Origin of the sequence: Pseudomonas sp. H3(2019) (assembly GCF_007713465.1) — a bacterium.
Taxonomy (GTDB): Bacteria; Pseudomonadota; Gammaproteobacteria; order Pseudomonadales; family Pseudomonadaceae; genus Aquipseudomonas.
Map to the genome: position 1 here is coordinate 148,063 of NZ_VMSG01000009.1, position 26,789 is coordinate 174,851.

The window sequence follows — 26,789 nt, forward strand, 5'->3', positions numbered from 1 at the left end:
ATGACTTCTTCAACAACGCTCAAACCCACACTCGGCACCTTGCACCTTTGGGGCATTGCCGTCGGCCTGGTGATTTCCGGCGAATACTTCGGCTGGAGTTACGGCTGGGGCACCGCAGGCACCCTGGGGTTCCTCGTCACCGCGTTGATGGTGGCGACGATGTACACCTGTTTCATCTTCAGTTTCACCGAACTCACCACTGCGATTCCCCACGCTGGCGGGCCCTTTGCCTACAGCCGACGAGCCTTTGGTGAGAAAGGCGGCTTGATCGCCGGGATCGCCACGCTGATCGAGTTCGTCTTCGCGCCACCGGCCATTGCGATGGCCATCGGCGCCTACCTGAACGTGCAATACCCGGATCTTGACCCGAAACTCGCCGCGATCGGCGCCTACTTCGTGTTCATGGGCCTGAACATCCTCGGCGTCAGCATTGCCGCGACCTTCGAACTGGTGGTGACCGTTCTGGCGGTAGCCGAACTGCTGGTGTTCATGGGCGTGGTTGCACCGGGCTTCAGCTTCAGCAATTTCGTGCTCAACGGCTGGTCCGGCGCCAATGAGTTCACGGTCGCCTCGATCCCCGGCATCTTTGCAGCGATCCCCTTTGCCATCTGGTTTTTCCTCGCCATCGAAGGCGCGGCCATGGCTGCCGAAGAAGCCAAGGACCCGAAACGCACCATTCCACGGGCCTACGTCAGCGGCATCCTGACCCTGGTGTTCCTGGCCATCGGCGTGATGGTCATGGCCGGCGGTGTGGGCGACTGGCGTCAACTGGCGAACATCAACGACCCGCTGCCTCAGGCCATGAAAGCCGTGGTCGGCAACAACTCCAGCTGGATGCACATGCTGGTGTGGATCGGTTTGTTCGGTCTGGTGGCGAGCTTCCACGGGATCATCCTCGGCTACTCGCGACAGTTCTTCGCCCTCGCTCGCGCCGGCTACCTGCCTCGCGGCCTGGCCAAGCTCTCGCGCTTCCAGACCCCGCATCGGGCAATTCTGGCCGGCGGCGTGATCGGCATCGCGGCGATCTACAGCGATGGGCTGGTCAACCTGCAAGGCATGACCCTGACCGCCGCGATGATCACCATGTCGGTGTTCGGCGCTATCGTGATGTACATCATCAGCATGCTCAGTCTGTTCAAACTGCGCAAAACCGAGCCGAACCTGGAGCGCACCTTCCGCGCCCCGGGTTATCCGATCGTGCCGGGCATCGCGCTGTTCCTGGCAGTGGTCTGCCTGGTGGCGATGGCCTGGTTCAACACCCTGATCGGGATGATTTTCCTCGGTTTCATGGTGGCCGGCTTCATCTACTTCCAATTGACCGCCAAACAGCGCTTCGACGCCCCGGCGGACGCGATGCTTACCGGCATCTAACGTGCACTTGCGCCGGGCGAATGGCCCGGCGCCTGCATTATTGAAGTGCACTGAGACCCAGTGTGGGAGCGAGCTTGCTCGCGAATACGGAGTGTCATTCAGCACATGTGCCGGATGTCAGACCGCTATCGCGAGCAAGCTCGCTCCCACGAGGGATGGTCAGTGTTATCAAGACTTGTACACATAAAGAGGACACCGCTCATGGCTGCATTTGCCCATACCGTCGGCGCCCGGACCTACCGTTTCGACAGCCTCAAGGAAGTCATGGCCAAGGCCAGCCCGGCACGCTCCGGAGACTTTCTGGCCGGCGTCGCCGCCCTGAACGATGGCGAACGGGTCGCCGCGCAAATGACCTTGGCTGACATCCCGCTCAAGCAGTTCCTGCAAGAAGTACTGATCCCGTACGAATCCGATGAAGTCACCCGGCTGATCATCGACACCCACGATGCTCGCGCCTTTGAGACTGTCAGCCACCTGACCGTTGGCGGTTTTCGCGACTGGCTGCTCAGCGATGCGGCCGACGAGCAGAGCCTACGCGCGCTGGCCCCTGGCCTGACCCCGGAAATGGCCGCCGCCGTGTCGAAGATCATGCGCGTGCAAGACCTGGTGCTGGTGGCGCAAAAGATTCGCGTGGTGACTCAGTTTCGCGGCACCATGGGCCTGCGCGGGCGCCTGTCGACCCGTCTGCAACCCAACCATCCGACTGACGAACCCGCCGGGATCGCCGCGAGCATTCTCGACGGCCTGCTCTACGGCAACGGCGACGCGATGATCGGCATCAACCCGGCCACCGACAGCATCGCCTCGATCTGCGCGATGCTGGAAATGCTCGACGCGGTCATCCAGCGCTACGAAATCCCGACCCAAGCCTGCGTGCTGACCCACGTCACCACCTCCATCGAGGCGATCAATCGAGGCGTGCCACTGGATCTGGTGTTCCAGTCGATTGCCGGCACCGAAGCGGCCAATGCCAGTTTCGGCATCAGCCTGAGTGTGCTGCAGGAAGGTTATGAAGCAGGCTTGAGCCTCAGTCGCGGTACCCTGGGGCAAAACCTGATGTACTTCGAAACCGGCCAGGGCAGCGCGCTCTCGGCCAACGCCCATCACGGCATCGACCAGCAAACCTGCGAAACCCGCGCCTACGCCGTGGCACGGCACTTCAAGCCGTTTCTGGTAAACACCGTGGTCGGCTTCATCGGCCCGGAATACCTCTACAACGGCAAACAGATCATCCGCGCCGGCCTCGAAGATCACTTCTGCGGCAAGTTGCTCGGGGTGCCGATGGGCTGCGATATCTGTTACACCAACCACGCCGAAGCCGATCAGGACGACATGGACACCCTGCTGACGCTGCTCGGCGTGGCCGGGATCAACTTCATCATGGGCATCCCCGGCTCCGACGACATCATGCTCAACTACCAGACCACGTCGTTCCACGACGCGCTCTACGCACGCCAGACCCTGGGCCTGAAACCGGCACCCGAGTTTGAGCGGTGGCTGGCCAATATGGGCATTTTCACCCAAGGTGACGGCAAGGTGCACTTCGGCAACAACCTGCCGCCGGCCTTCCGCCAGGCCATGGCGCAACTGGGATGAGTAATCTGCTGATGGATAAACCAACCGTCGATCCGCAAAACCCCTGGCTGGGACTGCGCCGCCTGACCCCGGCACGCATCGCTCTGGGTCGCACCGGCACCAGTATGCCGACCGGCGCGCAACTGGATTTCCAGTACGCCCACGCCGAGGCCCGCGATGCCGTGCACCTGCCCTTCGATCATGTCGGGCTCAGCCAGCAACTGGCCGAGCGCGGACGCGACAGTCTGCTGCTGCACAGCGCCGCCAACGATCGCCACAGTTATCTGCAACGGCCAGACCTGGGGCGAAAATTGAGTGATGAGTCCGCACAAACGCTGCGTGAATACGCGTTGGCCAACCCGGGCGGCGTTGATCTGGCGATCGTCGTGGCCGACGGCTTGTCAGCGCTGGCGGTGCATCGACACACCTTGCCGTTTCTGGCGCGCATGGAAGAACAGACGGAGGCCGAAGGCTGGTCGTTGTCGCCAGTGATTCTGGTGGAACAGGGTCGCGTCGCCGTGGCTGACGAAATCGGCGAATTGCTTGGCGCAAAAATGATCGTGATCCTGATCGGCGAACGCCCTGGACTCAGCTCGCCAGACAGTCTCGGCTTGTATTTCACCTATAATCCAAAGGTCGGCCTGACGGACGCCTATCGCAACTGTATTTCCAATGTCCGCCTTGAAGGTTTGAGCTATGGCATGGCGGCACACCGTTTGCTGTACTTGATGCGCGAGGCCTGTCGACGGCAGTTGTCGGGGGTTAACCTGAAAGACGAAGCCCAGGTCCAAACTATCGGGTCGAGAGATGACGCTGATATGACAGGAAATTTCCTACTGAGTCTGCCGGATGCCTGACCCGTATTGGAATTGCGTTTTTGCTCCGCTTTCAGGCAGAGTTCGACGAACGGCTGCCCGAGCAGTGAACCGATTGCCGTCGTATCCACTGGAAACTGCCGCCCTATCTACTTGAAAGTTGAGGCCTAGCATGCGGATTACTCAAGCAACCCTCGAGCACCTGGACCTTCTGACGCCGTTGTTCGTCAAGTACCGCGAGTTTTATGGCTCGTTGCCTTATCCAGACTCGTCCCGGGCCTTTCTGGAAAAGCGTCTGCGGCGCAAGGAGTCGGTGATCTATCTGGCCCTGCCCGATGATGACGACAGCAAACTGCTGGGTTTTTGTCAGCTGTACCCAAGCTTTTCGTCCCTGTCGCTCAAGCGCGTGTGGATCCTCAACGACATCTACGTCGCCGAAGACGCCCGCCGCCAACTGGTTGCCGACAACCTGATGCGCACCGCAAAGAAAATGGCCAAGGAAACCCAGGCTGTGCGCATGCGCGTGTCGACCAGCAGCGACAACAAAATTGCGCAGAAAACCTACGAATCCATCGGGTTTCGCGAAGACACCGAGTTCAAGAACTACGTCTTGCCGATCAGCGAAGAACTCTGAGCCAGAGTCGGACACTTTGGGAGAGAGCTTGCTCGCGATTCAGGCGCCTCGGTGTGTCAGTCATACCGAGCCGATGCTATCGCGAGCAAGCTCGCTCCCACAAAGTTCAGTACCGAACCACCGATCCGACTTGGAAATCCCTCGCTACAAACTCGACACGCTTTTCACTTTTCAGTCCGTATAATCACGAACCTTACGGACTGTAAGAAAAACTCCACAGCCCTGTAGCCATTTTTCCAAAATATCCGCACAGGCCTGCTGAGTCGGGTCGTTACCACAGGTGCCCACCATGGATTTCAACCCGATCGACCTAATCCTGCATCTCGATGTCTACCTCGATTTGCTGGTGACCAACTACGGGCCATGGATCTACGCCATCCTGTTCATGGTGATTTTCTGCGAAACCGGCCTGGTCGTGATGCCTTTCCTGCCGGGCGATTCGTTGTTGTTCATCGCTGGCGCGGTAGCGGCCGGTGGCGGCATGGACCCGGTGCTGCTGGGCGGCTTGCTGATGCTGGCGGCGATTCTCGGTGACAGCACCAACTACCTTGTCGGGCGAACAGCCGGCGAAAAGTTGTTCAGCAATCCGAACTCAAAGATCTTCCGTCGCGACTACCTGCAACAAACCCATGACTTCTATGACAAGCATGGCGGCAAGACCGTGACCCTGGCGCGCTTCCTGCCGATCATCCGGACCTTCGCACCGTTCGTCGCTGGCGTAGGCAAAATGCCTTACCCGCGTTTCTTCGCCTTCAGTGTACTCGGCACCATCTTCTGGGTCGGCGGCCTGGTGACCCTGGGTTATTTCTTCGGTAACGTGCCGTTCATCAAGAAAAACCTGTCGTTGCTGGTAGTGGGCATCATCCTGCTGTCGCTGGTGCCGATGATCATTGGCGTGATCCGCAGCCGCCTGGCCAACGCGAGCTCCAAAGCCGCGTCGCGCTGAGCGTCCATGGGGTTCCTCAACGCCTGGCGCCGCCAGCGCACGCTGGCCAAACACCCCGTTGCCGATGAAACCTGGCAACGGGTGCGCCAACACCTGAGTTTTCTCGACGGCCTCAGCGAGGCCGAAGACCGCTGGCTGCGTGAAGCCGCCGTGCTCTTTCTGCAAGAAAAACACCTGACCTGCCTGCCCGGCGTCGAACTGCACCAGGAACAGCGCCTGTTGCTCGCCGCTCAGGCGCAGTTGCCGTTACTGCACCTGGGCGATTTGAACTGGTATCAGGGTTTCCACGAAATCGTGCTCTACCCCGACGACTTCCTCAGCCCGCAGCGCCATCGCGATGCCAGTGGCGTCGAGCATGAATGGAACGGCGAGCACAGCGGCGAAGCCTGGCAACAGGGGCCGATCATTCTGGCCTGGCCGGGCGTGATGGCCAGTGGGGGCTGGGAAGGCTACAACCTGGTGATCCACGAACTCGCGCACAAACTCGACATGCTCAACGGCAATGCCAACGGCTTGCCACCGCTGCACAGCGACATGCGCGTCAGTGAGTGGGCGAAAGTCATGCAGCACGCCTACGACGACCTTAATCGCCAACTGGATCGCCATCCGCACGCCAACACCGCCATCGACCCTTACGCGGCGGAAAACCCGGCCGAGTTCTTCGCCGTCACCAGCGAATACTTCTTCAGCGCCCCGGATCTGTTGCACGCCACTTATCCACAGGTCTATCAGCAACTGCAGCTGTTTTACCGCCAGGACCCGCTGGCCAGGCTCGAGCAACTGCAAGCCACACATCCGGGCTATCAGCCACACGACTAGCGTCCTGCCTGGGTCTATACGACCTCTGGTACGTGGCGCAGGCGACGGAATATGCCTATAATCGCCGCCACTTTTTGGTCAATCCGGCCAAGTCATTTGGCCACTTACGGGGGCACCGCCCAATGAGCTACAGCAAGATTCCGGCTGGCAAAGACCTGCCGAACGACATCTACGTCGCGATCGAGATTCCGGCCAACCATGCGCCGATCAAATACGAAATCGACAAAGACAGCGATTGCCTGTTCGTTGACCGTTTCATGGCCACCCCAATGTTCTACCCGGCCAACTACGGTTACATCCCGAACACCCTGGCAGACGACGGTGATCCCCTCGACGTGCTGGTTGTGACCCCTTACCCGGTTGCTCCAGGTTCGGTAATCCGCGCGCGTCCAGTCGGCATCCTGAACATGACCGACGACGGCGGCGGCGATGCCAAAGTCATCGCTGTTCCACACGACAAGCTGTCCCAGCTGTACGTCGACGTGAAGGAATACACCGACCTGCCACCGCTGCTGATTCAGCAGATCGAGCACTTCTTCGCGAATTACAAAGATCTCGAAAAAGGCAAATGGGTGAAGATCGAAGGTTGGGACGGCGCAGACGCCGCTCGCGCCGCGATCATGAAGTCGGTTGCTGCCTATAAAGGCTGAGACGGCGCTGGCTGAACGCCACTGACCTCTTGAAGAAACCCCGGTTATCCGGGGTTTTTTTATGAGTGTTAAAACATCAGGTTAAACAGGGTGTTTAATGAAACAAAGTCTAACGTTTATATGCGTTTAATATGAACTAACAATATCCTGCACCACAGCAGAATATTCCCGCGAAAATTGATCCGGTTGTTTATTTAATCCGGCCACCCCGGCCCGTAAACTCCGTTTTCATGAAAAAGCACAAATGCGGCCCACGCTTCAAAGCGCTCCTGAAAGAGGTGAACATCACCCCGACGGCATTCGCGGCATTCTGCAACGTCGAGCCCCAGCACGTGAACAACTGGTACATCCGCGGCGTTCCCTACCCGCGAATGGAACAAATCGCCCGCTTGTTAAGTGTGAACAGCCTGTGGCTGCTCAACGGCGAGGGCCCAAGACATCCAGGCTCGGGACAACTGACGGATCAGACCGGCAACGTTTTCGACGCGCAAGAAACCCGCGGCGTGTACACCGTGAACGTCGATTCGCTCGATGTAGAAATCCCGCTGTATAACGAAGTCCCCACGGCCCCCGGTGCCAGCGATACCCAGGTCTCTGAAATACCCGGCGAATTCATCCGCCTGCCGCGACACTACCTTGAAAGCCTGGAAGTCGAACCGGCCCAGGCCATCTGCGTGCCGATGGTCGGCGACAGCATGTCGGAGAAAATCGAAGACGGCTCGACCCTCGCCATCGACCGCAGCCTGACCCAGGTCGTCGACGGCCAGATCTACGCCCTCGAACACGCCGGCATGCTGCGCATCAAATACCTGCACCGCCTCCCCTCCGGCGCCCTGCGACTGCGCAGCCACAACAGCAGCGGCTATCCCGATGAAATCTTCAGCGCCAAACAAATCGAAGAACAAAACATCGAAATCCTCGGCTGGGTCTTCTGGTGGTCCACGCTGAACAAACAGAGGCCACCGGTGCCGTTCAGTTGAAACCGAGTCGCCCTTTTAAGCACCACAACGCTCTGGATAGCACTTCACGCTGGGAATTCCCCAAAAAAATCAGTATGCTGCGCCCCACATTTGCATCGACCCGCCCAGCGCCCGTCCGATCGCACCGACAAGGCAGATGACTTTCTCGCCAAGTCCCACAGCCGGACGCAAGATCCGGGTGTACGTTTTGAAGGCTGGTACGGTTTACCAAAAATAAACCAAGCCCGTCCCCGAGAAGCCGGCCACAAGCCGGCTTTTTAATGTCCGAAATAATCCTGTCCATTCTGAGAAATCAACTGATAGCCTCTCTATTCAGGGGCCATAAGGCATTTCTCTGTCCAATGGTGTTTAACGCGGAATACCGCGCAGGCCGAACGCAGGCATCGCGTAGGATGCCGAGCTAGCCGCTTGAATCTCCAGCAATGACACATTGGCGCCATGAAGGGCCAGGCATCGATCAGCCTCCATCCATCTGCGCAAGCATCCGGCGAAAACGCTGCAACGAAAGTGCGAACAGCACGCTGCCGATGAGTAGTAGCGCAAGAAGTTGAACCCACACGACGTCCAGCCCCGCGCCGCGGTACAGCACGCCTTCTCCCAACTGCACCAAGTGGGTGGTGGGCGCGGCCAGCATCAGGTACTGCACCAGCGTGGGCATGCTTTCGCGCGGAGTGGCGCCGCCGGAGAGCAGGATCAACGGCAACAGCACCAGCATCAGCAACAGGCCGAACTGCGGCATGCTGCGGGCCACGGTGGCGAGATAGATGCCCAGGGCGGTGTTGGCGAATAAGCTCAGCGCGGCGCCGACCAGGAACAGCCAGACCGAGCCTTCGATGGGTACGGCGAGCAACCCGCGTACCACGAACTGCAACGACAACGCCGCCGCCACCAGCACCACCGTGCCCATCGCCAAGACCTTGGCCAGCATGATCTGCGTGGGGGTGACCGGCATCACCAGCAGGTGTTCGATAGTGCCGTGCTCGCGTTCGCGGATCAGCGCGGCTCCGGTCAGAATGATCGCCAGCATGGTGATGTTGTCGATGATCTGCAGCAGGCTGCTGAACCAAGTCTTGTCCAACGCCGGGTTGAATCGTGCGCGCAGCGCCAGTTCCACCGACAGGGCCGAATTGCCGCGATAACGCTGCACGAAGGTCTTGACCTCATCGGTGACGATCTGCTCGACATAGGCGCTGCCGCTGAAGGCTTGATCCATGCGTGTGGCATCGACGTTGAGCTGCACCTGCGCGGGACGACCCGCCAGAACATCGCGCTGCAGGTTGGGCGGCATGTGCAGCACGAAGGTATAGCGGCCGGAGTCCAGACCGGCGTCCATCTCGGCAACACTGATGTGCTCTGGTTGCGTGAACTGAGGTGGGTAGAAAGCGGTGGCGATGCGCTGCGACAGGGGCGAATCATCTTCGTCGACGAAGGCGATCGGTGCGTTGTTCAGGGTGTCTGGAATGGCCGAGGCGGCCGTGTAGACCATCACCGTGAAGCTGAAGACGATCAGCAGCAGCATGACCGGATCGCGCCACAGGCTGCGAAGCTCCTTGACGCTCAGTTGCCAGATGTTGGAAAAAGTGCGTTTCATCTCAGCGCTCCTGTTTGTGCAACATCGCAATCGACAGACCCATCACCAGCGGTACGGCCACCAACAAGGCAATGAAGGACTGCTGCAGATCAGCCAGCCCCAAAGCCTTCGCGAATACGCCACGGCTGATGAGAAACATATGGGTGGCCGGGTAGACTTCGCCGATCAGCTTGCCGATGCCCTCCAACGAGGAAACGGGTGTAGTCAGCCCGGCGAACTGGGTGGCAGGCACCAGCGTGCCGATCAGCGCGGCGAACATCGCGGCAATCTGACTGCGTGTGACGGCCGATGCGATCAGCCCCATGCTGGTGGAGATCACCAGAAACACCAGGGTGGCCAGCGCCAGGGTGGCAAAGCTGCCCTTCATGGGCACATCCAGTACGGTCACCGCCAGCACGCTCATCAACAGGAAGTTCAGCATTCCCAGCGCCACATAGGGCAGTTGCTTGCCAAGCAGGAACTCGGTGCGGGTGACAGGGGTGACGTAGAAGTTGATGATCGCGCCCAGTTCCTTCTCGCGCACCACGGCTAGCGCGGTCAGCATCGCCGGCAGCATCAACAGCAGCAATGGCACCACCGCCGGGACGATGGCGGGCAGGCTCTTGATGTCCGGGTTGTAGCGAAAGCGCGTCTGCACTTCGACCGGGTTGGTGTAGGTTTTGCCGTTCAATTGCTGGGATTTTTGCGTCAGCCAGAGCAGGTGCATGCCCTGCACATAGCCTTGCACGGTTTCGGCGCGGCTGGGCATGGCGCCGTTGATCCAGGCACCGACCTGGGCGTTGCGCCCCAGCGTGGCGTCGCGGGCAAAGCCGGACGGGATCTCGATGACCAGACTCAGTTCGCCGGTCTGCATGCGTCGGTCCAGCTCTGCGTAACTGTGCAACGGCGGGCGCTCAAGAAAATACGGCGAACCGGAGAGCGCCAGGGTGTAGTCATGGCTCAAGCCGGTCTGATCACGGTCAAGCACGGCGTAGCGCAGGTCATTGACGTCGGTGCTGATGCCATAGCCGATAACAAACATCAGCAGCAGCGATCCCAGTAGCGCCAGTGTGGCGCGTACCGGATCGCGCCGCAGTTCCAGCGACTCGCGCCAGGCGTAGCTGAGTAGACGCTGCAGGCTGAAAGACTGAGCCTGTTCGGGTGCTGTTGTGGCCGTGCCGTGCCGTGTGGGAGCGCTCTCATCCGGCACAGGCGCGGTATTGTTATCGGCCTCGATCAGATAACCGATAAAGGCCTCTTCCAGACTGGCGGCACCGCGTTTTTCCACCAACTGCATCGGTGCATCACTGTCGAGTACCTTGCCCGCATGCATCATCGACATGCGGTCGCAGCGCTCGGCCTCGTTCATGAAGTGGGTGGAGATGAAGATGGTCACGTGGTCGCGCCGCGACAGTTGCACCAACAAGCGCCAGAACTTGTCGCGCGCCACCGGATCGACGCCCGAAGTCGGCTCATCCAGAATAAGCAGTTCGGGCTTGTGAACCATCGCCACGGCCAGCGATAGGCGCTGGCGCATGCCCATGGGGATGCTGGGCGGCAGGCTATCCATGACGTCCAGCAATTCAAAACGCCCGGCCATTTGCTGCACGCGAGCGTCGATCTCTGTGGCGGGCACATGGAATAGCTTGGCATGCAGGACCAGGTTCTGCTTTACCGTCAATTCGTTATAGAGCGAGAACGATTGCGACATGTAGCCTACGCGACTGCGTGTGGCAAGGTCGTGAGAGTCGATCTCCTTGCCGAACAGCCAGGCACGGCCTTCGCTGGCGGGTAGCAGGCCGGTGAGCATTTTCATCGTGGTGCTCTTGCCGCAGCCGTTGGAGCCGAGAAACCCGAAGATTTCTCCGCGACGGATGCGAAAGCTCACGTGATCCACGGCCGTGAAGTCGCCAAAGCGCATTGTCAGTCCCTGGGCTTGGATGGCGATATCGTCCGGGTCGGTCTGCAAGGGAGGAATGACCACAGGCTCGTGGTCTTGCTTTTTCTCGTCCGGCAACAAACTGATGAAGGCCGACTCCAACGAATCGCAATTGGTGCGTGCCAGCAGTTCGGCAGGCGTGCCGGTGGCCCGCACCCGACCTTCGTCCATGACTGCCAGCCAGTCAAAGCCTTGTGCTTCATCCATGTAGGCGGTGGCGACGATCACGCTCATGCCGACTCGCTGGCGACGGATACGGGCGATCAGTTCCCAGAACTGCGCGCGCGCCAGCGGATCGACACCCGTAGTGGGTTCGTCGAGGATCAGCAGGTCGGGATCATGGATCAGAGCGCAGCACAGGCTCAGTTTCTGCTTCATGCCTCCCGAAAGCTTCCCGGCGGGTCGCGCAAGAAATGGATACATGCCGGTGCTACGGGTCAAATCGTCGATGCGTCGGCGCCGTTCGCTGGCGTTTTGACTGAACAACCGTGCGATGAACTGCAGGTTTTCCTCCACTGACAGTGTGGGGTACAGGTTCTTGCCCAGGCCTTGGGGCATGTAGGCAATACGCGGGCAGATCTGGTCGCGGTGGGCCTTGCTGGCGATGTCGGCGCCCAGCACCTCTACTGTGCCTTGCTGTACCCGACGCGCGCCGGAGAGCAACGACAGCAGACTGGACTTGCCTACGCCATCCGGGCCGATCAGCCCTACCATGCAACCGCCGGGGATGTCCTGGGTGATGCCCGCCAGCGCCTGGGTCTTGCCGTAATGCAGGCTTACGTCCCGCAAGCGAACCACGGGTTCAGCGAGGCTGTTCATGGCAAGTCCCTAAGCTGTAAGGCTTCAGGCCATCGGGCCTGTGGATCGGTCCTGATCCAGGCAACGCCGGGCAGGCCGGACTTTACGTAATCCTGGTACTTGCGCAGCAATGCTTTGTCGATCCGAGCCTTGACCCGGAACATCAGCTTCTGCCGCTCATTGGCGGTCTCCACGAATTTGGGGGTGAACTGGGCCTGGCGCGAGACAAAGGTGACCTTGGCGGGTATCGGCAAGTTCGGCGCGGTGTCCAGCACGATGCGCACTTCACTGCCCAGGGCCACTTGCCCGGCGGCTTCGGTGGGCAAGAAGAAGCTCATGTAGACATCTGACAGGTCGATCAGGTTAAGCACCTTGCCGCCATCGCCGAGCATTTCGCCGGGCTGGGCCAGGCGATACTGCACGCGGCCAGTGCGCGGGGCCTTGAGAGTGCTGTCGTCCAACTCGGACTGGATGCGCTCGACCGTGGCCTGCGCTGCCGCGACGCTCGATGTTGCGCCGGTGACTTCGGCGTCGGTGGCTTCGATGGCCGATCTGGCGGCGTTAGCCTGCGCGCGCGCGGCATTGAGCGCGGCCCCGGTATTCGCCACGCTGGCGCGGTCATCGTCCAACTCCTGGCCTGTTGTGGCGCCGTCCTTGACCAATACCTCGGTGCGCGCCAGCCGACGCTGGGCGGCATTCAGTTCCGTATGGCGCTGAACCACGACAGCCTCGGCGGCCGCCTGCTCGCTGCGGCGCATGTTCGCCTGCGCCTGAGTGGCCTTCACGGCATGTTCTGCCCGTTGCAATTGCGCTTGGGCCTCGCGCATCTGGGCCAGCAGCGAATCGATATGCATGTGTGCCAACACCTGCCCAGCCTGCACCTCGTCGCCTTCATCGGCCAGGATCTGCTCGATGCGACCGCCAAATTTGGCGGCCACGTCCACCTCCGTGGCTTCAATGCGTCCATTGCTGACCATCAGACCGTCCGGCACGGCGCGTTGATCGAACCAGTCCCAGCCGATCCAGGCTGCACCGGCAATGGCCGCCACGATGGCAACTGCGGTGATTTTCTTCTTGATGGGGGCGCTCATGGCTGGGTTATTCCTCTGCGATATCTGAAAACAGGGTGGATGGCGGCTGATCGAGTAACGGGGCGCTCGGCACATGCCGTGAGCCGCCACCCAGTGCGGCATACAGCACCACCCGGTTGCGCAGCAGTGCGTGTTGCGCTTGTACCACTTGTTGCTGGGTCTGCAGACGATCACGTTCGGCGTCAAGCACCTCCAGGAAACTGGACCGGCCACGGTCATGGCTCAAGCGCGCCAGCCGACTGCGTTCTTCCTGGATCTCGACGGCTTGCTGCTGCACTGATAATTGCTGTTGCAGCCAGTGCTGGTTGGCCAGGGCATCCGCTACGTCGCGAAAGGCGCTCTGGATGATTTGCTCGTACTCAACGACGGCAAGGTGTTTGCGCACATTCGCCAAATCCAGGTTGGCCTGGTTCAGTCCCCCATCGAAGACCGGCAACGACAGGCTTGGTGCGAAGTTCCAGGCACGGCTGCTTGCGTTGAATAAGTCACTCAGTTCTGCGCTGGCCAGGCCGCCGAAAGCGGTCAAGCTGATGCGCGGGAAGAAGGCCGCGCGGGCCGCGCCGATATGGGCGTTGGCGGCGCGCAGGCGATGCTCTGCCGCGATGATGTCCGGGCGGTTGATCAGCAGGTCGGATGGCAGGCCGGCATCCAGGGGCTGGACCAGGGTCTGATCGGCGACAGGCCTGTCGTTGGCATCGACGAGGTCAACCTGTCCGACCAGCAGATTCACTGCATTGCATTGCAAGTCGCGTTGCTGTTGCAGTTGCAGCGCCAATGCCTCGGCCTGGGTTAGTAGCGTCTGCACCTGGGTCAGTTCCAGCTTGGTCACTGACCCCATCTCAAACCGATGTGTGAAGATGCGCAGCGATTCGCTCTGGTTGGCCTGAGCGGCGTTAGCCAGGCGCAGGCGCTCATCCAGCTCGTGGAGGCCAATCCAGGCGTCGGCCACCTGCGCCACCAGGCTGATCGTTACTGCCCGATGCCCGGCCTGGGTCGCCAGGAATTGCTGCAAGGCTTCTTCGTTCAGGCTGGCGATACGCCCCCGGAAGTCGATCTCCCAACTGCTGATACCCACACCTGCCTTGAATTCGTTGCCAGTCGAGGTCTGACCGATTTCCGACAGATCCGCAGGCGTGCGCGAGCGTTGCGCATCGACTCCCAGGGCAACAGTGGGCGCCAGGGAGCTGCGCTCGATGCGGTAGGCGGCCTGTGCTTGCCGAACCCGCAAAGCGGCACTGCGCAGGTCGTGGTTGTGAAGCAGCGCCTGGCGGATCAAAGCCTGTAGATGAGGATCGGGAAAATAGCTCTGCCAGGTTTTATCGGCCGCCGAGGTCAGTGCCCCATCCTCGAATCTTTTACCGCTCCCTTGCTGGTAATGCGCAGGCAAGGTGCTGTTGTTGGGTGTTGTATACGGCGGTATTAACGTAGTGCAGCCTGATAGCAGCACCATCACAAATGCTGCACTGCACTGTCGTGACATGATGTGAAGTTTCCGATCCATAGGAGGCATGGAGGGAAGTGTGCTCTTCACGCGTCAATCGTCTTTCAAGGTTCTATCAAGATTTCATCAAGTGCGGCCAAAGTGCCGGTCTGCGGAACAGACGCCCACGGTGCAGCCTTGCCTTGAGCGTCTGAGATTATTTTCGGGGCTGTAGCGGTGTCAGCACTGAAACGGGCGGCTCGCTCATGAGCAGCCAAGCGCCCGCCACCAATAACAAGACTGCCGCCACGGTACAGGCCAACCAAATCAGTTTCCGGCACCACGGCCCCCGTGCCGGGATGGGCTCTCTACGTGCGCGCACTGTGGATGTCTATTCGCCTCAGAATGAATACTGCAATGAGGCAAAACTGGTGACGCCGGTTTTTTCTTCCACCACAGGACTTTTGTCCACCTCTTCGCGGAACTCCATGACATTCACCCCGACCAACATCGCCCATTGCTTATTGAAATTATGTTGCCAGTCCGCTGACAACGAGTAGGCATAGACGCCGGACTCGGCATCGAAGCGAGAGAACCGGGAAGCCTGGGCCTGGGCATCGCTCACCCCGAAGTAGGTTTGGTTGTAGCGCTTATCCCCGGCATGCACGTTCATGCCAAGGGTAATCACATCACCCGCCGTGTCCAGTACGGTGCTTTTCAGGCCCAACTGGTAACGATTACCACGCTTATGACCGGCAACGCGCAGCTCTGCTTCACCCTTGATCGACAGCCAGGAGGTCAGATCCTGTGCCAGCAGAAACGTGGCAGTGGTCGCGCCTGTGACTTCACCCATCCCCTGGAGTCGCTTGGAGCCAGGACGCCAAACGCTGTCTTCATCAGTACGGCCAAAGTCGTAGCCGATTGCCACGCTGGAGTAAAACCCGCTCTGAGTCAGGTATTCCGCGCCAAGGCCGCGCACGGAATCGGCAAAGAAAATGCCGCGATAAATACTCAGTGTCGGCACCAGCATGGCTCGCGATTCTTTTGCGCCCAGATAGCGGGGGGTGTAGGCGGCACCCAGTCCCACCGTGACCTCGGTTTTTTCGCCAAACAAGCTGGTGGATACGTCAGCGACTTGCTGCTGGGCCTGGCTTTTCAGCGGCATCAGCAAGCAGAGGCTGCCGGCAATGAAGACCGAGACAGCGCTGGTCATGTGTCGCTTGTGTTTGCATCGAGAAACGGGCTTGCTCATGGCGGCTCATCCTTTGAGGTTTAGTACCCCGGTAGTGAGCCGCCCTCGATACAAGGTCGTGCCAAGAAACGATGAAGACTTCGTCAAGGACAGCGGGGCAGGTTTTGCCTGTGCCCGCTTTCAGGCTGGCGCAGCCTTTGCCTTGAATCAGCCAGGCAACTCGATATGGATGCGACCGCCGCCCTCGGCACGATTATGGACACTCAGCTTGCCACCATGGGCTTGGCAGATAGCTACTGCCACCGACAGCCCCAGCCCGCTGCCGCCTGCATGGCGAGAGCGCGAATGTTCGGCACGCCAGAAGCGGTCGCACGAGCGCTCGATATGCTCCGGTGCGAAGCCCGGGCCAGCATCCTCGACGTCGAGCAGCAACCGGTCTTGCCGCTTGCGGGCCCGCAGCGCCAGATAGCCCCCGGATGCTGCGTAGCACAGGGCATTGTCGAGCAGGATAGACAGTACCTGGCCTAAGCGGTCGCGATCGGCGATCAACATCAAACCGTCCGGACAGTCGAGGACGATGTTCACCGGTTGCTGTTGCAAGCGTGGTGCCGCCCAAGCCATTCGCTCTTCCATCAGGGGCTTGAGCGCAAAGCTTGAGGGCATCAACTGCAACTGGTCTGCTGTGGCCAGCGACAATAAGTACAGATCTTCAATGAGCCGATTGAGCTGATCAAGCTGTCGCATGATCATGGCCAACTGTTGTGGTGAGGCCTCGAATACGCCGTCGATCAGACCCTGTAGCCGCCCCTTGGCAGCGGTGAGGGGCGTGCGCAGCTCGTGGGCGATGGCGGCGCTGGATGCCTGTAATTCCCGCTCCTGCCGCTCCAGGCGCTCAGCCATGTGGTTGAAATCGGCCATCAGGCTATGCAGCGCTGCGGGTGCATCGCGCACGTTGCCTGCTCGTGACCGGAAGTCTCCGCCAGCGATGTGCATTGCCGAGATAGCAACGGCGCTGAGTTGGCGCGACAGGCGCAACGAGACCCAGATGCCGCCGCCGATAATCAGGGGGAGCGCAATCAGTGCCAGCCCGCTGAACCACAGCAGATCCGCCCGGAGGACCTCTGGCGTGAAGTAATCACCATAGAAGTATTGCCCATAGATTTCACGCAGGCGCTCGGCATTGGCGGCATGGTCGACTTCCAGGACCTTGAGTTCCTGGCGCACGGCCTCGGGCAGTGCGTTTCGCAGCTTGGTTTCCCATGAGAAGAAGCGTAGCCACATGCCAGCACCCACCACCAGTATGGCCGCCAGTGCCAGGCCGGTCATGCGCAGGCTGATCCAGTACCAGAGTTGGCGGGAGAGTCCTTTCTTTGCCGTGCTCATGCCGGATTGCTGAAGCGATACCCCAGCCCCCGCACCGTCAGAACGACATCGTGAATGCCTGCACGCTCCAGCTTGCGTCGCAGGTTGTACAGGTGGGCATCGACCACTCGCTCCATCGCATCACTTTCGGGCAGGCAGTTGGCGAGCAGCTCGGCACGTGTGTACATGCGCGATGGCGCTGCCATCATCATGGACAGTAGATTGAACTCGGTGCGAGTCAACTCCAGGGGTTGACTCGCGCCATTGATTTCAATGGTCGCCAGTGCCGCGTTCAAATCAATGACCAGGCGATTATGTCGTAGCAAGGTCGACTGCCCCTGGCCACCCCCACGCCAACGCCGCAGCACCGCATGCACGCGAGCAACCACTTCCCCTGGGTTGTAGGGTTTGACCACATAGTCATCAGCACCGTACAGCAGGGAGTTGATGCGGCTGGGTTCGTGCCCAACAGCAGTCACCATAATGACTGGGGTCGCTGAGTGTTGGCGAATGGCAGTCAAAACCTCGTTGCCGCTGAGTCCCGGCAACATGATGTCCAGCAGCACCAGATCCGGTCGCCAACGCGCATGGTAGTCCAGGGCTTTATGACCATCTGCTGCATGTCGCGTCTGGAATCCATCCCGGCCAAGATAGGCCTCCAGTACTTCAGCCCCATCGAAATCATCCTCGACGATCAGTACTCGTCCTAAACTCACAGGTCACTCCTTCATGCAATCTTGATGGATTGTTGATCGTTACTTGATATTGCGGTGCAACGATCATTGCGCTTCTGAATGCGGTGGTAAATCGTTGAGATGACTAACTGCTACTACTGGAACACGAATCGACAATCTTATTTTTAGTCATTTGTCAAGATTTATCAAATGTTGGCAGTCAGGATGAATGGAGGGGGGACATATGGAAATATCACCAAATGTAGATCGCTGGGGCTTTCAGCGCTTCGTTGAGTCGTCGGTGTCCGAAGGGTTCCTGCGCGAGCCGGTCATTATGGAAGGAATGTCTGGTTCGCGTATCACGCGCAATGGCCTGCCGTATGTGAATTTCTCGGGGATCAACTACCTTGGCTGGCAACAGGACCCGCAAGTGCTCGATGCGTTCTGTGAGTCGGTCAAGCGCTATGGGCTTTCCACCGGTGGGTCGCGGGCAACGCAGGGTGTCTGCGAGCCACATTTCCGATTGGAAGCGTTGCTCAGCGAGCATCATGGCAAAGACAAAACACTCACGTTTGCCTCAGGCATGCTGGCCAACCTTGGCTTCATCAATGCCATGACGGCGAAGTTCAACTTCTCCCCCAGCAGCGGCATTGACAACCGCGATGCCGTGCTGATCTTTGACCGTGATTGCCACTGGAGTCTCTGGAAAGCAGCCGGGCACCTTAAGTACGGCGAATCGCTGCTGTCGTTCAAGCATAACGATGTGGCCGACCTTGAGCGTGTTCTGCAAAATATCGGAGATCGAAAGGCCATTGTGGTTTTCGAAAGTGTCTACTCCTCCGATGGGAGTGTGGCGCCTATCGGTACGATCCTGGATCTGTGTGAACGATTCAATGCCCTGAGCTATATCGACGACGCCAATGGCTTCATGGTGTATGGCGAGCCGCAGCGCAATTTCCATGAAGAGTTCCAGCACCTTCGCCGCGCCGATTTCATCATGATCTCATTATCGAAATCAGTAGGCCTGGAAGGCGGCGCGATCAGCGCCAACGCGGAGTACATCGACGCCTTTGAAGTACTGAGCGGAACGTCGATCTTCACTGCAGCCATTCAACCGCCAACGGCAGACGCAGCGGCATCCATCATCGAGCACCTCAAGCGCGACCCTTCCATCATGGATGACTTCCTGCGCAGAAGCTTGGCGTTTCGCATGCGATTGCTTGACAGTGGCCTGCAGCTCAATAGCACACCGTCTTACATCACCTCCGTGTTGATCGGCAAGGACAGCAAGGCCGAGCAAGTTCGGGAGCAGTTGGACCAACAAGGCTTCTGCGTGCCGATCTTCCGCTATCCGGCGGTCAAGCCCAATCAGGCACTGATACGGCTGATCCTGCACCGGCACCACACCGACGCGGAAATCGAGAGGTTCGCCCATAGTCTGGAAAATCTGCTCGGTTGCGATGACTCATCCAGTCGATTGGGCGAGCGTCTGCTAGCGGCAGCGAGCTAGGTCAGGAAGTCGCATATGACACGCATGGAACAGGTGGTGCGGATCGGCTTGCCGGCCTGCACAAATGACACCACTTGGGCGGCGGAACATATTGAAATCAAGGACTCGATTGCGACGATTGACCGAACGTCCTGGAATCAACTGTGCAAGCCTCATCAGTTTTGCAGCCATGAGTATATGGCTGCCCTGGAGGCCAGCGGTCTGGAATGCCAGTACCTTTATGCGCTGGCCATTTCAAACGGTGAACTGGTCGGCGCTGCTGTAGCCACCCTATGGCGGATTCATCTGCCATATGGGATGTCGTTGCGCGTCACGACCCTGGGAACGCCGGTCAATACTGGGTTGCCGCTGATGTTAGCGGTCACTGCGAATTCCATAAGCCTGCGATATAGTCTGGTGACTGCGCTGGAGCGGGCTTCAATCAAGCGCGGCGTCCGATTGTTCGTCGGGCGGGATTTTCCGACATCCGACTACCTCCACAAGCAGACGCTCGACAAGCTCTACAGCTGCGCGCATTTGGAGCTGCCCTGGACAGACTTTGAGCAGTATCTGGAGCAGCACCCCAAGCGCAAAAGCATACGCCGTGATATGCGATCGCTTGAAAAGGCAGGCTACCGTCTTGAAATTCGCGAGGGTCAGGCACTGTCGATTGATGAAGCGCAGCGCTTGCACGCCTTATGGTTACAGCTGTATCGCAAACATCACTCGCCTGACCAAATCATGGTCACCGAAGATTTCTTTCTGCAAATGAGCCAGCTCGACCATGCGGTGTGGTTGCTGCTGCGCAAGGAAGGACGTATTGATGCGTTCGACCTCTGTTTTGTTCTGGGCGACCATCTGGAGTCCACCTATTGCGGCGTGGATCTGGAGGCAACGAGTCGCCTGTCCATCCACCGCGCAATGGGCTACCAGATCGTTCGCCACGCCATCGGCAAAGGATTGCGCAGCATTAACTTTGGCATTTCCAACGAGCAGGGCAAAGTCGAAATGGGCTGTCGCCTGCAAGCCTGTTACGCCTGGATGCAAGCCAATCCCAAGTGGCTCGGACGACTGCTTCGCATGCTCCTGCATCGATTTGTGCTCCAGCACGACCAGGACAAGCTCGCGCTGGAAAACCTGACTGTGGAAGACCAGCGGTGAAGCGGCTGCTACACAAGCATGACACCGGTCTTTTGCTCTTGACCGGTCTGCAGTGGGTGATTTCGGTGGCGGATTGGATGCTGATCGTGCTGCTGCAGATCGTGGTATTCGATCTGACCCAGTCGGCGTTCAACATCATGTTGCTGGTCATTTGCGAGTTGATCCCGATGCTGCTGTTCGGCGCATGGGCCGGTGCAGTGGCCGATCGCACCGATCTCAAACGGGTACTGGTCTGGGCCTGTGTGGCGCGTCTGTTCATCATCCTGGCACTCTTGCTGCCGGCGATGCGTGGGCAGCTTATCCCTATCCTTGCCATTGCTGCCCTGGCGGCGACATGCAACCGGTTCTTCGTGCCGGGTGCCAGTGCCTTATTACCCAGCCTGGTTTCGGCAGATCGGCTACCCGCTGCCAACGCCATCATCATGGCCGCGCGCATGTCAGGGATGGCCATCGGTACGCTGTTGGCTGGCGTGCTGGCCAGTCACTACGGGCATGTGGTGGCGGTTGTGGTAATTGGCGTGCTGCTGCTCATCGCCAGTGTCTTGTGTGTGTTGTTGCCCTCGCCCCATGTCAAGCGGGAGCAGGCCGATGAAGCAGGTATCTGGCGCGATTTGCGCACGGCGGTTTCACGCTATGGAGCCAGCCTGATACTGCCCATGACGGCCAGTATGCTGGTGATGCTGGCCCTTGGCAGTTTTGAGATTCTTGCGCTTGTCTATGTGGTCCAGGTGCTGGAACGTCCACCGGCCGATGTCGGGTTGCTATTCGGCGCCTATGGTGTCGGCATGTTGGCTGGACTTGCTTTATCGTCATGGTCCCGTGTCGTGCAGCAATATGGCGCATGGATGTTGATCAGTCTGACCCTGATATGTGCCTCTATCTGGGTTGTATCGCAAGTCGACAGCCTCGGTTTGGCATTGCCGTTGGTGGCTGTGACGGGGCTGGCGGAGGGGCTGGTCATTACCCTGAGCCTGTTGCGCATCTATCAACAGGTTGCTGGGGATTTCTATGCCCGTGTGATTGCATTGCTGGATACCGGCACAGGCGCGGCCTTTCTTGTTTCGGTCATGCTGACAGGCGTCGTGGCCGATAAGGTACCGGCAAACATCTTGCTGGAAGGGCTCGCCATGACGCTCACCGGCTTGCTGCTGTTGGGGGTCATTGTGATGAAGGTGAGTACAGCCTGGCCTCACCTGAAAAAGGTGGCGCCAGGATAGAAAACCGTTAATCACGCATAGCACTGACGCCCGCTCTTTTGAAGGACACCCTCATGCGGCTGCCAACGCAGCGGGCGAATGCGATTGCGCAGCTGCCGCCCCATAGGTGGAGCGAATCACTCTCGGCCCGGATGGGGAAGTGCTACGTCTTGAATAGGGTCATTCCAGGCGATGGGTGAGAGTAGAAATTAGACCACTACACTGTGTGCAGATCGACTTCGGTATGCCCTTGCACTAAACCGAGGAACTCGACCACATAGGCGTCCTTGAACACACTCAACGCTTCAGGATGAGTTTGTCTCAGCACTGCCGAGACTTTTGCGGGCTGGGTAAGCGAACGCTCGAACAAGGCTGATTTGATCTGGCGCTCCAGCTCTCGACTTAACCATTTCTCCTGAATCGCCAAACGCAAGTAAAACTCGCGCTCTTCGGATTGCTTGCTCTGACCGAGAACGATCAGATTATGGCTCCAGGGTAATTGTGTCAGCAGTGCTGACACTTTCTCTTCAGCACGGTAAACCTCGTAAAACTGCCGCATCCGAAACAGATTACGGCGGGTAAAACCACGCAACCCCGGCTGAGTTAAAGCAAGATGATCCGCTAACTGGCTGACCACCCCATCACCCCACTCTGCAGCTTCGATCTTGCGGCTGATATATGCTCCTACCTGCCAATACAACTCGATCAATTCGGTATTGACCGTCTGCACTGCCCTCTGGCGAGCGGCAACAATCAGTTGGGTGATTTCGCCGAAGTGTGTATTGGAGAAGGGCGCATTGGAGCTGAGGTCATTCACGAGGGGGCGTTCCGTTTAGTAGACGACACCCTTCAGTACTCGGAACCACAAACAAATAAAAATCACAAAGTGTGTCAACGTGAAACGGTTTAGCGGACCTTCATCAACGAACTCAAGCAGTGTGCCGGCGATTTGCACGACCGGCTACGCACCTTGCTGACCGAGGTTTCATAACCGAAGCAGCTACTCAATCACCAACCGCCCCAACCGCTGCCTGAGCATCCGGTTTTCGGCACGCAGTTGCTGCACTTCTTCAAGCAGGTCGAGCGCCAGGGCGACGCCTTCCCACTCCAGATCCAGGTCACGCCGTAACTTGGCGGCGCGCTTGGCGACCGCCAGTTCGTAGTCGTTGAAACGCCAATCCTTGGGCTGCGCGCCCTGAGGTTCGAGGATGCCGTGTTCGACGATTTCGATCACGTAGACGTCCGGTAAATCGGTCGCCTCACAGAATTCTGCCATGTCCAGTTGAACGATCAGGGGGTTGCTCATGATTGGCTACTCCTTCTCTTGACTCAAAAATGCTCCCGCGGATTAAAAGCGGCTTTCTTCGCCAGCTCCTGCCACAGCGCTTTGACGTCATCGTCGGTATGTTTGGGCATCACCGCCTTGAGCTGCACGAACAGATAACCGCGTTGCCCGGCCTTGTTCAGCAGGCCGTGGCCTTTGGCGCGCATGCGCTGGCCGTTCTGGCTGCCGGCTGGAACTTTCAGGTTGATCTTGCCGGTCAGGGTCGGCACCGCGACCTCTGCACCCAGCGCCAGCTCCCACGGGGCCAGCGGCAAGGTGATGATCAGGTTCTCGCCTTCAACGTCGAATTTGGGGTGCGGCGCAAAACGAATGGTCAGGTACAGGTCGCCATTGGCGCCGCCACCAACACCCGGTGCGCCCTGGCCCTTGAGCCGAATGCGCTCGCCGTCGATCACGCCGGCCGGGATTTTTACGTTCAGGCTTTTGCTGGTGTTGCTGACATGCTGGCCGGTGGCGTTGTACTGCGGCACCTGGAAGCTGACTTTTTTCGATTCGGTCGACAGGGTTTCTTCCAGAAAAACCGCTAATTCCATTTCCACGTCTTGTCCTCGACGACCGGCACTGCGGCCAGACTGTCCACCCCCGAAACCCGGGCCACGGTTACCGAAGATCGAACTGAAGAAGTCCGAAAAATCGCCACTGTCCTGACCACCGCCAAAGCCACCCGCACCGCCACGCCGCTGCCAACCCGGCGGGCCCTGGAACGGTTGGCCGTGCTGGCCGTATTTGCGCAAGTCGTCGTATTCGGCGCGCTTGTCGGCGCTTTTCAGCGCTTCATAGGCTTCCGAGGCGTCCTTGAACTTGGCCTCGGCGTCCTTTTCCTTGCTGACGTCGGGGTGGTATTTGCGCGCCAGCTTGCGATAGGCGGCCTTGATCGCCTTATCGTCAGCGGTCGGCTCCACACCGAGAATCTTGTAATAGTCTTTGAAGTCCATCGAGGGAATCACCATCCGTTATCGATATCACGCAGCCAGACACAGCATGCACTGATTGGCTGTCGCAGGCTTGACCGATCTCAAGAATGTGATCGGGCAGCACATCTGAAGTTTATCGGCAGCCGGGGCGGATCACTTGATCGCGGAGTGGCTGCCAGGCCATGCCTGTAAGTTTGGGGAACAAGGATAGTCTTTCAAGTGAGCGATGACCTGAATTTAGCGGATAGTCGGCCTTCGATTCTGCGCCGCTCTGACATACACTGCGCGGCCGTTTTTTAACCGGAACTCGAAAGACATGAAAAACGCATCTCCGGCCCGTGCCTGCGGTATCGACTTCGGCACGTCCAACTCCACTGTCGGCTGGCTGCGCCCTGGCATGGAAACGCTGATCGCGCTGGAGGACGACAAAATCACCCTGCCGTCGGTGGTTTTCTTCAACATGGAAGAACGCCGCCCGGTGTACGGCCGGCTGGCGCTGCACGAGTACCTGGAAGGCTACGAAGGCCGCTTGATGCGCTCGCTCAAAAGCCTGCTGGGTTCCAAGCTGATCAAGCACGATACCAGCGTCCTGGGCACGGCAATGCCGTTCAAGGACTTGCTCGGGCTGTTCATCGGCCAGTTGAAGAAGCGTGCCGAGACCGCCGCCGGTCGAGAATTCGAAGAAGTGGTGCTGGGGCGTCCGGTATTTTTCGTCGATGACGATGAAATGGCCGACCAGGAAGCCGAAAACACCCTGGTGGACGTAGCCCGCGCCATCGGTTTCAAGGACGTTTCGTTCCAGTACGAACCGATTGCCGCAGCGTTCGACTATGAGTCGACCATCGAAAAGGAAGAGCTGGTGCTGATCGTCGACATCGGCGGTGGTACATCGGACTTCTCTCTGGTGCGGCTGTCCCCTGAGCGTCGTGGCCACGATGACCGTCACGACGACATCCTCGCCACGGGCGGCGTGCACATCGGCGGGACCGATTTCGACAAGCAACTGAGTCTGCAGGGCCTGATGCCGCTGTTCGGCTATGGCAGCCGGATGAAGAGCGGTGCCTACATGCCCACCAGCCACCACATGAACCTGGCGACCTGGCACACCATCAACTCGGTGTACTCGCAGAAGTCGACCCTGGCGCTGGGCAGCATGCGTTACGACATCGAAGACACCGGCGGCATCGATCGCCTGTTCAAGCTGATCGACCAGCGCGCCGGGCACTGGCTGGCGATGGAAGTGGAAGAAACCAAGATCCAGCTGACCCACGCCGACAGTCGCCACGTGCCGCTGGACCGGATCGAGCCGGGTTTGAGCGTGGAGCTGAGCCGGGCACTGTTTGAGTCGGCCATCGACAACCTGCTGGAGCGGGTGCGCAACAGCGTCACTCAGCTGTTGAACGACGCCAATGTGCGGGTCGATCAGGTGGATACGGTGTTCTTCACCGGTGGTTCGAGCGGGATTCCGGCGCTGCGTAACAGCGTGTCGGCGATGCTGCCGAATGCGCAGCATGTGGAAGGGAACATCTTCGGCAGCATCGGCAGCGGGTTGGCGATCGAGGCCATGAAGCGTTACGGCACTCAGGCCTGATCCGAAACCGAGGTGCCCCCAATCGCGAGCAGGCTCGCTCCCACAGTTAATCGCATTCCCCTGTGGGAGCGAGCCTGCTCGCGATGAGGTCAGTCCAGGCAATACATCTGCGGAATCAGACCATCCCGATCAGCTTCAACTCGCTCTTCAGATACGCGTAATAAATCGGCCCCGCCACCACCCCCGGCAGGCCGAACGCGGCCTCGAACACCAGCATTGCCAGCAGCAACTCCCAGGACTTGGCACTGATCTGCCCGCCGACGATCCGCGCGTTGAGGAAGTATTCCAGCTTGTGGATAAAGATCAGGTAGCCCAGCGCCGCCACCGCAACCCAGATCGACAGCGACAAACCGACGATGGTGATCAGCGTGTTGGACATCAGGTTGCCGATCACCGGCAACAAGCCCAGCAGGAAGGTCAGCACGATCAGGGTTTTGGTCAATGGCAGCTTGATCCCGAACAGCGGCAGGATCACCGCCAGGAAGATCCCGGTAAAAAAAGTGTTGAGCAGGGAAATCTTGATCTGCGCAAAGACGATATTGCGAAACGCTTGAACCAGCAGGTGCAAACGATCGAACAGTGCCGCCGCCAGGGGTTTGCGTTGGGTCAGGTCAGGGATGCGCTGCAAGGCGATGATCGCCCCCAGCACCATGCCGATCAGCAACGTGACAAACATGTGCGCGGCATCTTTGCCGACCAGTTGCAGATCGCTCAGGTGCTTGCTCAACCATTCGCCGATAGCCACGCGAAACTCGGCGGCGCTGGCCGGCAGATAAGCATCGATGAACGGAGGCAACTGACCGCGTGCCTTGTCGACCACCAGCATGAATTTGTCCAGGGAAGCGCCGGGGTTTTCCGCTTCATGCAGCAGAAAACTGATAGCACCGGCAAAAATCAGCGCCAGTACGCTGACCACCAGCGTACCGAGCAAGGCCACGGCCAGCCAGCGTGCGCGCCGCCCTTCGATCAGCCGTTGCAGCTGCGGGGTGAGCATGTTGACCAGTTCGAACACCAGTAACCCGGCCAGCAGACTGGGCAACAGTCGCAGCGGTATCACCAGCAGTAGCCCACCAAAAATGATCACCCAACTGACCAACAGCAACACGTGACGCTGAGAAAACGTTGGCATACAGCCTCAAAACAAACGGCGTTAAAGGATTGGCAGTCTGCCAGCCTTCCGACATTGAAGCGAGCGGATGACTTCACCACTGTAGGAGCAAAGCTTGCTCGCGATGAACGATGACGCGGTCTGTCAGT

General features: G+C 59.2%; 22 protein-coding genes and 1 pseudogene. 12 read left to right on the top strand and 11 right to left on the bottom strand.

What is annotated here, in order from left to right; translation table 11 throughout:
• The 8 genes from eat to FPT12_RS11700 all read left to right on the top strand — a co-directional run bounded on the left by eat (position 1) and on the right by FPT12_RS11700 (position 7,790).
• On the top strand, positions 1-1,371 hold the full coding sequence (gene eat, locus FPT12_RS11660; protein ID WP_145016386.1) for an ethanolamine permease: 1,371 nt from the start codon (positions 1-3) through the stop codon (positions 1,369-1,371).
• A 201-nt stretch (positions 1,372-1,572) separates the two neighbouring features.
• Complete coding sequence (locus FPT12_RS11670) at positions 1,573-2,967, top strand: ethanolamine ammonia-lyase subunit EutB (RefSeq protein WP_145016387.1); 1,395 nt, start codon at positions 1,573-1,575, stop codon at positions 2,965-2,967.
• Positions 2,968-2,978: 11 nt separating this feature from the next.
• Positions 2,979-3,803, top strand: coding sequence for an ethanolamine ammonia-lyase subunit EutC (eutC, locus tag FPT12_RS11675; RefSeq protein WP_145016433.1), 825 nt, complete (start codon positions 2,979-2,981; stop codon positions 3,801-3,803).
• 130 nt (positions 3,804-3,933) lie between these two features.
• Complete coding sequence (locus tag FPT12_RS11680) at positions 3,934-4,395, top strand: N-acetyltransferase (RefSeq protein WP_145016388.1); 462 nt, start codon at positions 3,934-3,936, stop codon at positions 4,393-4,395.
• Positions 4,396-4,684: 289 nt separating this feature from the next.
• Positions 4,685-5,341: a DedA family protein gene (locus tag FPT12_RS11685; RefSeq protein ID WP_145016389.1), complete on the top strand. Its 657-nt coding sequence runs from the start codon at positions 4,685-4,687 to the stop codon at positions 5,339-5,341.
• A 6-nt stretch (positions 5,342-5,347) separates the two neighbouring features.
• Positions 5,348-6,160: a zinc-dependent peptidase gene (locus tag FPT12_RS11690; RefSeq protein ID WP_145016390.1), complete on the top strand. Its 813-nt coding sequence runs from the start codon at positions 5,348-5,350 to the stop codon at positions 6,158-6,160.
• 122 nt (positions 6,161-6,282) lie between these two features.
• Positions 6,283-6,810, top strand: a complete 528-nt coding sequence (gene ppa / locus FPT12_RS11695; protein WP_123423475.1) for an inorganic diphosphatase — start codon at positions 6,283-6,285, stop codon at positions 6,808-6,810.
• Positions 6,811-7,040: 230 nt separating this feature from the next.
• Positions 7,041-7,790, top strand: coding sequence for a S24 family peptidase (locus tag FPT12_RS11700; RefSeq protein WP_145016391.1), 750 nt, complete (start codon positions 7,041-7,043; stop codon positions 7,788-7,790).
• 457 nt (positions 7,791-8,247) lie between these two features.
• Here the strand turns inward: FPT12_RS11700 and FPT12_RS11705 are convergent, their stop codons facing one another.
• The 7 genes from FPT12_RS11705 to FPT12_RS11735 all read right to left on the bottom strand — a co-directional run bounded on the left by FPT12_RS11705 (position 8,248) and on the right by FPT12_RS11735 (position 17,878).
• Positions 8,248-9,381 carry an ABC transporter permease gene (locus FPT12_RS11705; protein WP_145016392.1) on the bottom strand — a complete coding sequence of 378 codons (1,134 nt, stop codon included), beginning with the start codon at positions 9,379-9,381 and terminating at the stop codon, positions 8,248-8,250.
• Between the two features lies 1 nt (position 9,382).
• Positions 9,383-12,118 (bottom strand): ribosome-associated ATPase/putative transporter RbbA, encoded by a 2,736-nt coding sequence (rbbA, locus tag FPT12_RS11710; RefSeq protein WP_145016393.1) that lies wholly within the window; start codon positions 12,116-12,118, stop codon positions 9,383-9,385.
• Positions 12,115-13,188, bottom strand: coding sequence for an HlyD family secretion protein (locus FPT12_RS11715; RefSeq protein ID WP_145016394.1), 1,074 nt, complete (start codon positions 13,186-13,188; stop codon positions 12,115-12,117). Before FPT12_RS11715 ends, rbbA begins: the two co-directional genes overlap by 4 nt.
• 7 nt (positions 13,189-13,195) lie before the next feature.
• Entirely contained in the window at positions 13,196-14,638 is a 1,443-nt protein-coding gene (locus tag FPT12_RS11720; protein ID WP_218570720.1) for an efflux transporter outer membrane subunit, read from the bottom strand.
• 370 nt (positions 14,639-15,008) lie between these two features.
• Complete coding sequence (locus FPT12_RS11725; protein WP_145016396.1) at positions 15,009-15,860, bottom strand: MipA/OmpV family protein; 852 nt, start codon at positions 15,858-15,860, stop codon at positions 15,009-15,011.
• A gap of 147 nt (positions 15,861-16,007) precedes the next feature.
• Entirely contained in the window at positions 16,008-17,183 is a 1,176-nt protein-coding gene (locus FPT12_RS11730; protein WP_145016397.1) for a cell wall metabolism sensor histidine kinase WalK, read from the bottom strand.
• Complete coding sequence (locus FPT12_RS11735) at positions 17,180-17,878, bottom strand: response regulator (RefSeq protein ID WP_145016398.1); 699 nt, start codon at positions 17,876-17,878, stop codon at positions 17,180-17,182. Before FPT12_RS11735 ends, FPT12_RS11730 begins: the two co-directional genes overlap by 4 nt.
• 202 nt (positions 17,879-18,080) lie before the next feature.
• On the opposite strand from FPT12_RS11735, the gene FPT12_RS11740 reads away from it, so the two are divergent.
• Genes FPT12_RS11740 through FPT12_RS11750 form a run of 3 tightly spaced genes read left to right on the top strand, consistent with a single transcriptional unit; the run spans position 18,081 to position 21,703 of the window.
• On the top strand, positions 18,081-19,346 hold the full coding sequence (locus tag FPT12_RS11740; RefSeq protein WP_218570721.1) for a pyridoxal phosphate-dependent aminotransferase family protein: 1,266 nt from the start codon (positions 18,081-18,083) through the stop codon (positions 19,344-19,346).
• 15 nt (positions 19,347-19,361) lie between these two features.
• Positions 19,362-20,486: a GNAT family N-acetyltransferase gene (locus tag FPT12_RS11745; RefSeq protein WP_145016399.1), complete on the top strand. Its 1,125-nt coding sequence runs from the start codon at positions 19,362-19,364 to the stop codon at positions 20,484-20,486.
• Between the two features lie 56 nt (positions 20,487-20,542).
• The gene (locus FPT12_RS11750; protein ID WP_256676707.1) at positions 20,543-21,703 is read left to right on the top strand and encodes an MFS transporter; all 1,161 of its coding nucleotides are present in this window, start codon (positions 20,543-20,545) and stop codon (positions 21,701-21,703) included.
• A gap of 205 nt (positions 21,704-21,908) precedes the next feature.
• On the opposite strand, the pseudogene FPT12_RS11755 reads toward FPT12_RS11750, so the two are convergent.
• From FPT12_RS11755 to FPT12_RS11765, 3 genes and pseudogenes are all read right to left on the bottom strand, one after another.
• A pseudogene (locus tag FPT12_RS11755) lies at positions 21,909-22,448 on the bottom strand (DUF1016 N-terminal domain-containing protein); the annotation flags it as partial.
• 234 nt (positions 22,449-22,682) lie between these two features.
• Positions 22,683-22,988 (bottom strand): chaperone modulator CbpM, encoded by a 306-nt coding sequence (locus FPT12_RS11760; protein WP_145016401.1) that lies wholly within the window; start codon positions 22,986-22,988, stop codon positions 22,683-22,685.
• A gap of 23 nt (positions 22,989-23,011) precedes the next feature.
• The gene (locus tag FPT12_RS11765) at positions 23,012-23,962 is read right to left on the bottom strand and encodes a DnaJ C-terminal domain-containing protein (RefSeq protein ID WP_145016402.1); all 951 of its coding nucleotides are present in this window, start codon (positions 23,960-23,962) and stop codon (positions 23,012-23,014) included.
• A 295-nt stretch (positions 23,963-24,257) separates the two neighbouring features.
• Here FPT12_RS11765 and FPT12_RS11770 point away from each other — a divergent pair, with 295 nt between their 5' ends.
• Positions 24,258-25,532: an Hsp70 family protein gene (locus FPT12_RS11770; RefSeq protein ID WP_145016403.1), complete on the top strand. Its 1,275-nt coding sequence runs from the start codon at positions 24,258-24,260 to the stop codon at positions 25,530-25,532.
• Positions 25,533-25,647: 115 nt separating this feature from the next.
• Here FPT12_RS11770 and FPT12_RS11775 read toward each other — a convergent pair whose 3' ends face one another.
• A complete protein-coding gene (locus tag FPT12_RS11775) occupies positions 25,648-26,661 on the bottom strand; it encodes an AI-2E family transporter (protein ID WP_054595406.1) in 1,014 nt (337 codons plus the stop codon).
• Positions 26,662-26,789: the final 128 nt, after the last annotated feature.

What these genes read in the sequence shown, in the direction of transcription:
- FPT12_RS11730 (WP_145016397.1), bottom strand. Translation starts at nt 17,183, where the DNA reads ATGAGCACGGCAAAGAAAGGACTCTCCCGCCAACTCTGGTACTGGATC.
- eat (WP_145016386.1), top strand. Translation starts at nt 1, where the DNA reads ATGACTTCTTCAACAACGCTCAAACCCACACTCGGCACCTTGCACCTT.
- FPT12_RS11680 (WP_145016388.1), top strand. Translation starts at nt 3,934, where the DNA reads ATGCGGATTACTCAAGCAACCCTCGAGCACCTGGACCTTCTGACGCCG.
- FPT12_RS11685 (WP_145016389.1), top strand. Translation starts at nt 4,685, where the DNA reads ATGGATTTCAACCCGATCGACCTAATCCTGCATCTCGATGTCTACCTC.
- FPT12_RS11690 (WP_145016390.1), top strand. Translation starts at nt 5,348, where the DNA reads ATGGGGTTCCTCAACGCCTGGCGCCGCCAGCGCACGCTGGCCAAACAC.
- FPT12_RS11700 (WP_145016391.1), top strand. Translation starts at nt 7,041, where the DNA reads ATGAAAAAGCACAAATGCGGCCCACGCTTCAAAGCGCTCCTGAAAGAG.
- rbbA (WP_145016393.1), bottom strand. Translation starts at nt 12,118, where the DNA reads ATGAACAGCCTCGCTGAACCCGTGGTTCGCTTGCGGGACGTAAGCCTG.
- FPT12_RS11740 (WP_218570721.1), top strand. Translation starts at nt 18,081, where the DNA reads ATGGAAATATCACCAAATGTAGATCGCTGGGGCTTTCAGCGCTTCGTT.
- FPT12_RS11705 (WP_145016392.1), bottom strand. Translation starts at nt 9,381, where the DNA reads ATGAAACGCACTTTTTCCAACATCTGGCAACTGAGCGTCAAGGAGCTT.
- eutC (WP_145016433.1), top strand. Translation starts at nt 2,979, where the DNA reads ATGGATAAACCAACCGTCGATCCGCAAAACCCCTGGCTGGGACTGCGC.
- FPT12_RS11715 (WP_145016394.1), bottom strand. Translation starts at nt 13,188, where the DNA reads ATGAGCGCCCCCATCAAGAAGAAAATCACCGCAGTTGCCATCGTGGCG.
- ppa (WP_123423475.1), top strand. Translation starts at nt 6,283, where the DNA reads ATGAGCTACAGCAAGATTCCGGCTGGCAAAGACCTGCCGAACGACATC.
- FPT12_RS11745 (WP_145016399.1), top strand. Translation starts at nt 19,362, where the DNA reads ATGACACGCATGGAACAGGTGGTGCGGATCGGCTTGCCGGCCTGCACA.
- FPT12_RS11670 (WP_145016387.1), top strand. Translation starts at nt 1,573, where the DNA reads ATGGCTGCATTTGCCCATACCGTCGGCGCCCGGACCTACCGTTTCGAC.
- FPT12_RS11775 (WP_054595406.1), bottom strand. Translation starts at nt 26,661, where the DNA reads ATGCCAACGTTTTCTCAGCGTCACGTGTTGCTGTTGGTCAGTTGGGTG.
- FPT12_RS11725 (WP_145016396.1), bottom strand. Translation starts at nt 15,860, where the DNA reads ATGAGCAAGCCCGTTTCTCGATGCAAACACAAGCGACACATGACCAGC.
- FPT12_RS11765 (WP_145016402.1), bottom strand. Translation starts at nt 23,962, where the DNA reads ATGGACTTCAAAGACTATTACAAGATTCTCGGTGTGGAGCCGACCGCT.
- FPT12_RS11770 (WP_145016403.1), top strand. Translation starts at nt 24,258, where the DNA reads ATGAAAAACGCATCTCCGGCCCGTGCCTGCGGTATCGACTTCGGCACG.
- FPT12_RS11720 (WP_218570720.1), bottom strand. Translation starts at nt 14,638, where the DNA reads ATGGTGCTGCTATCAGGCTGCACTACGTTAATACCGCCGTATACAACA.
- FPT12_RS11760 (WP_145016401.1), bottom strand. Translation starts at nt 22,988, where the DNA reads ATGAGCAACCCCCTGATCGTTCAACTGGACATGGCAGAATTCTGTGAG.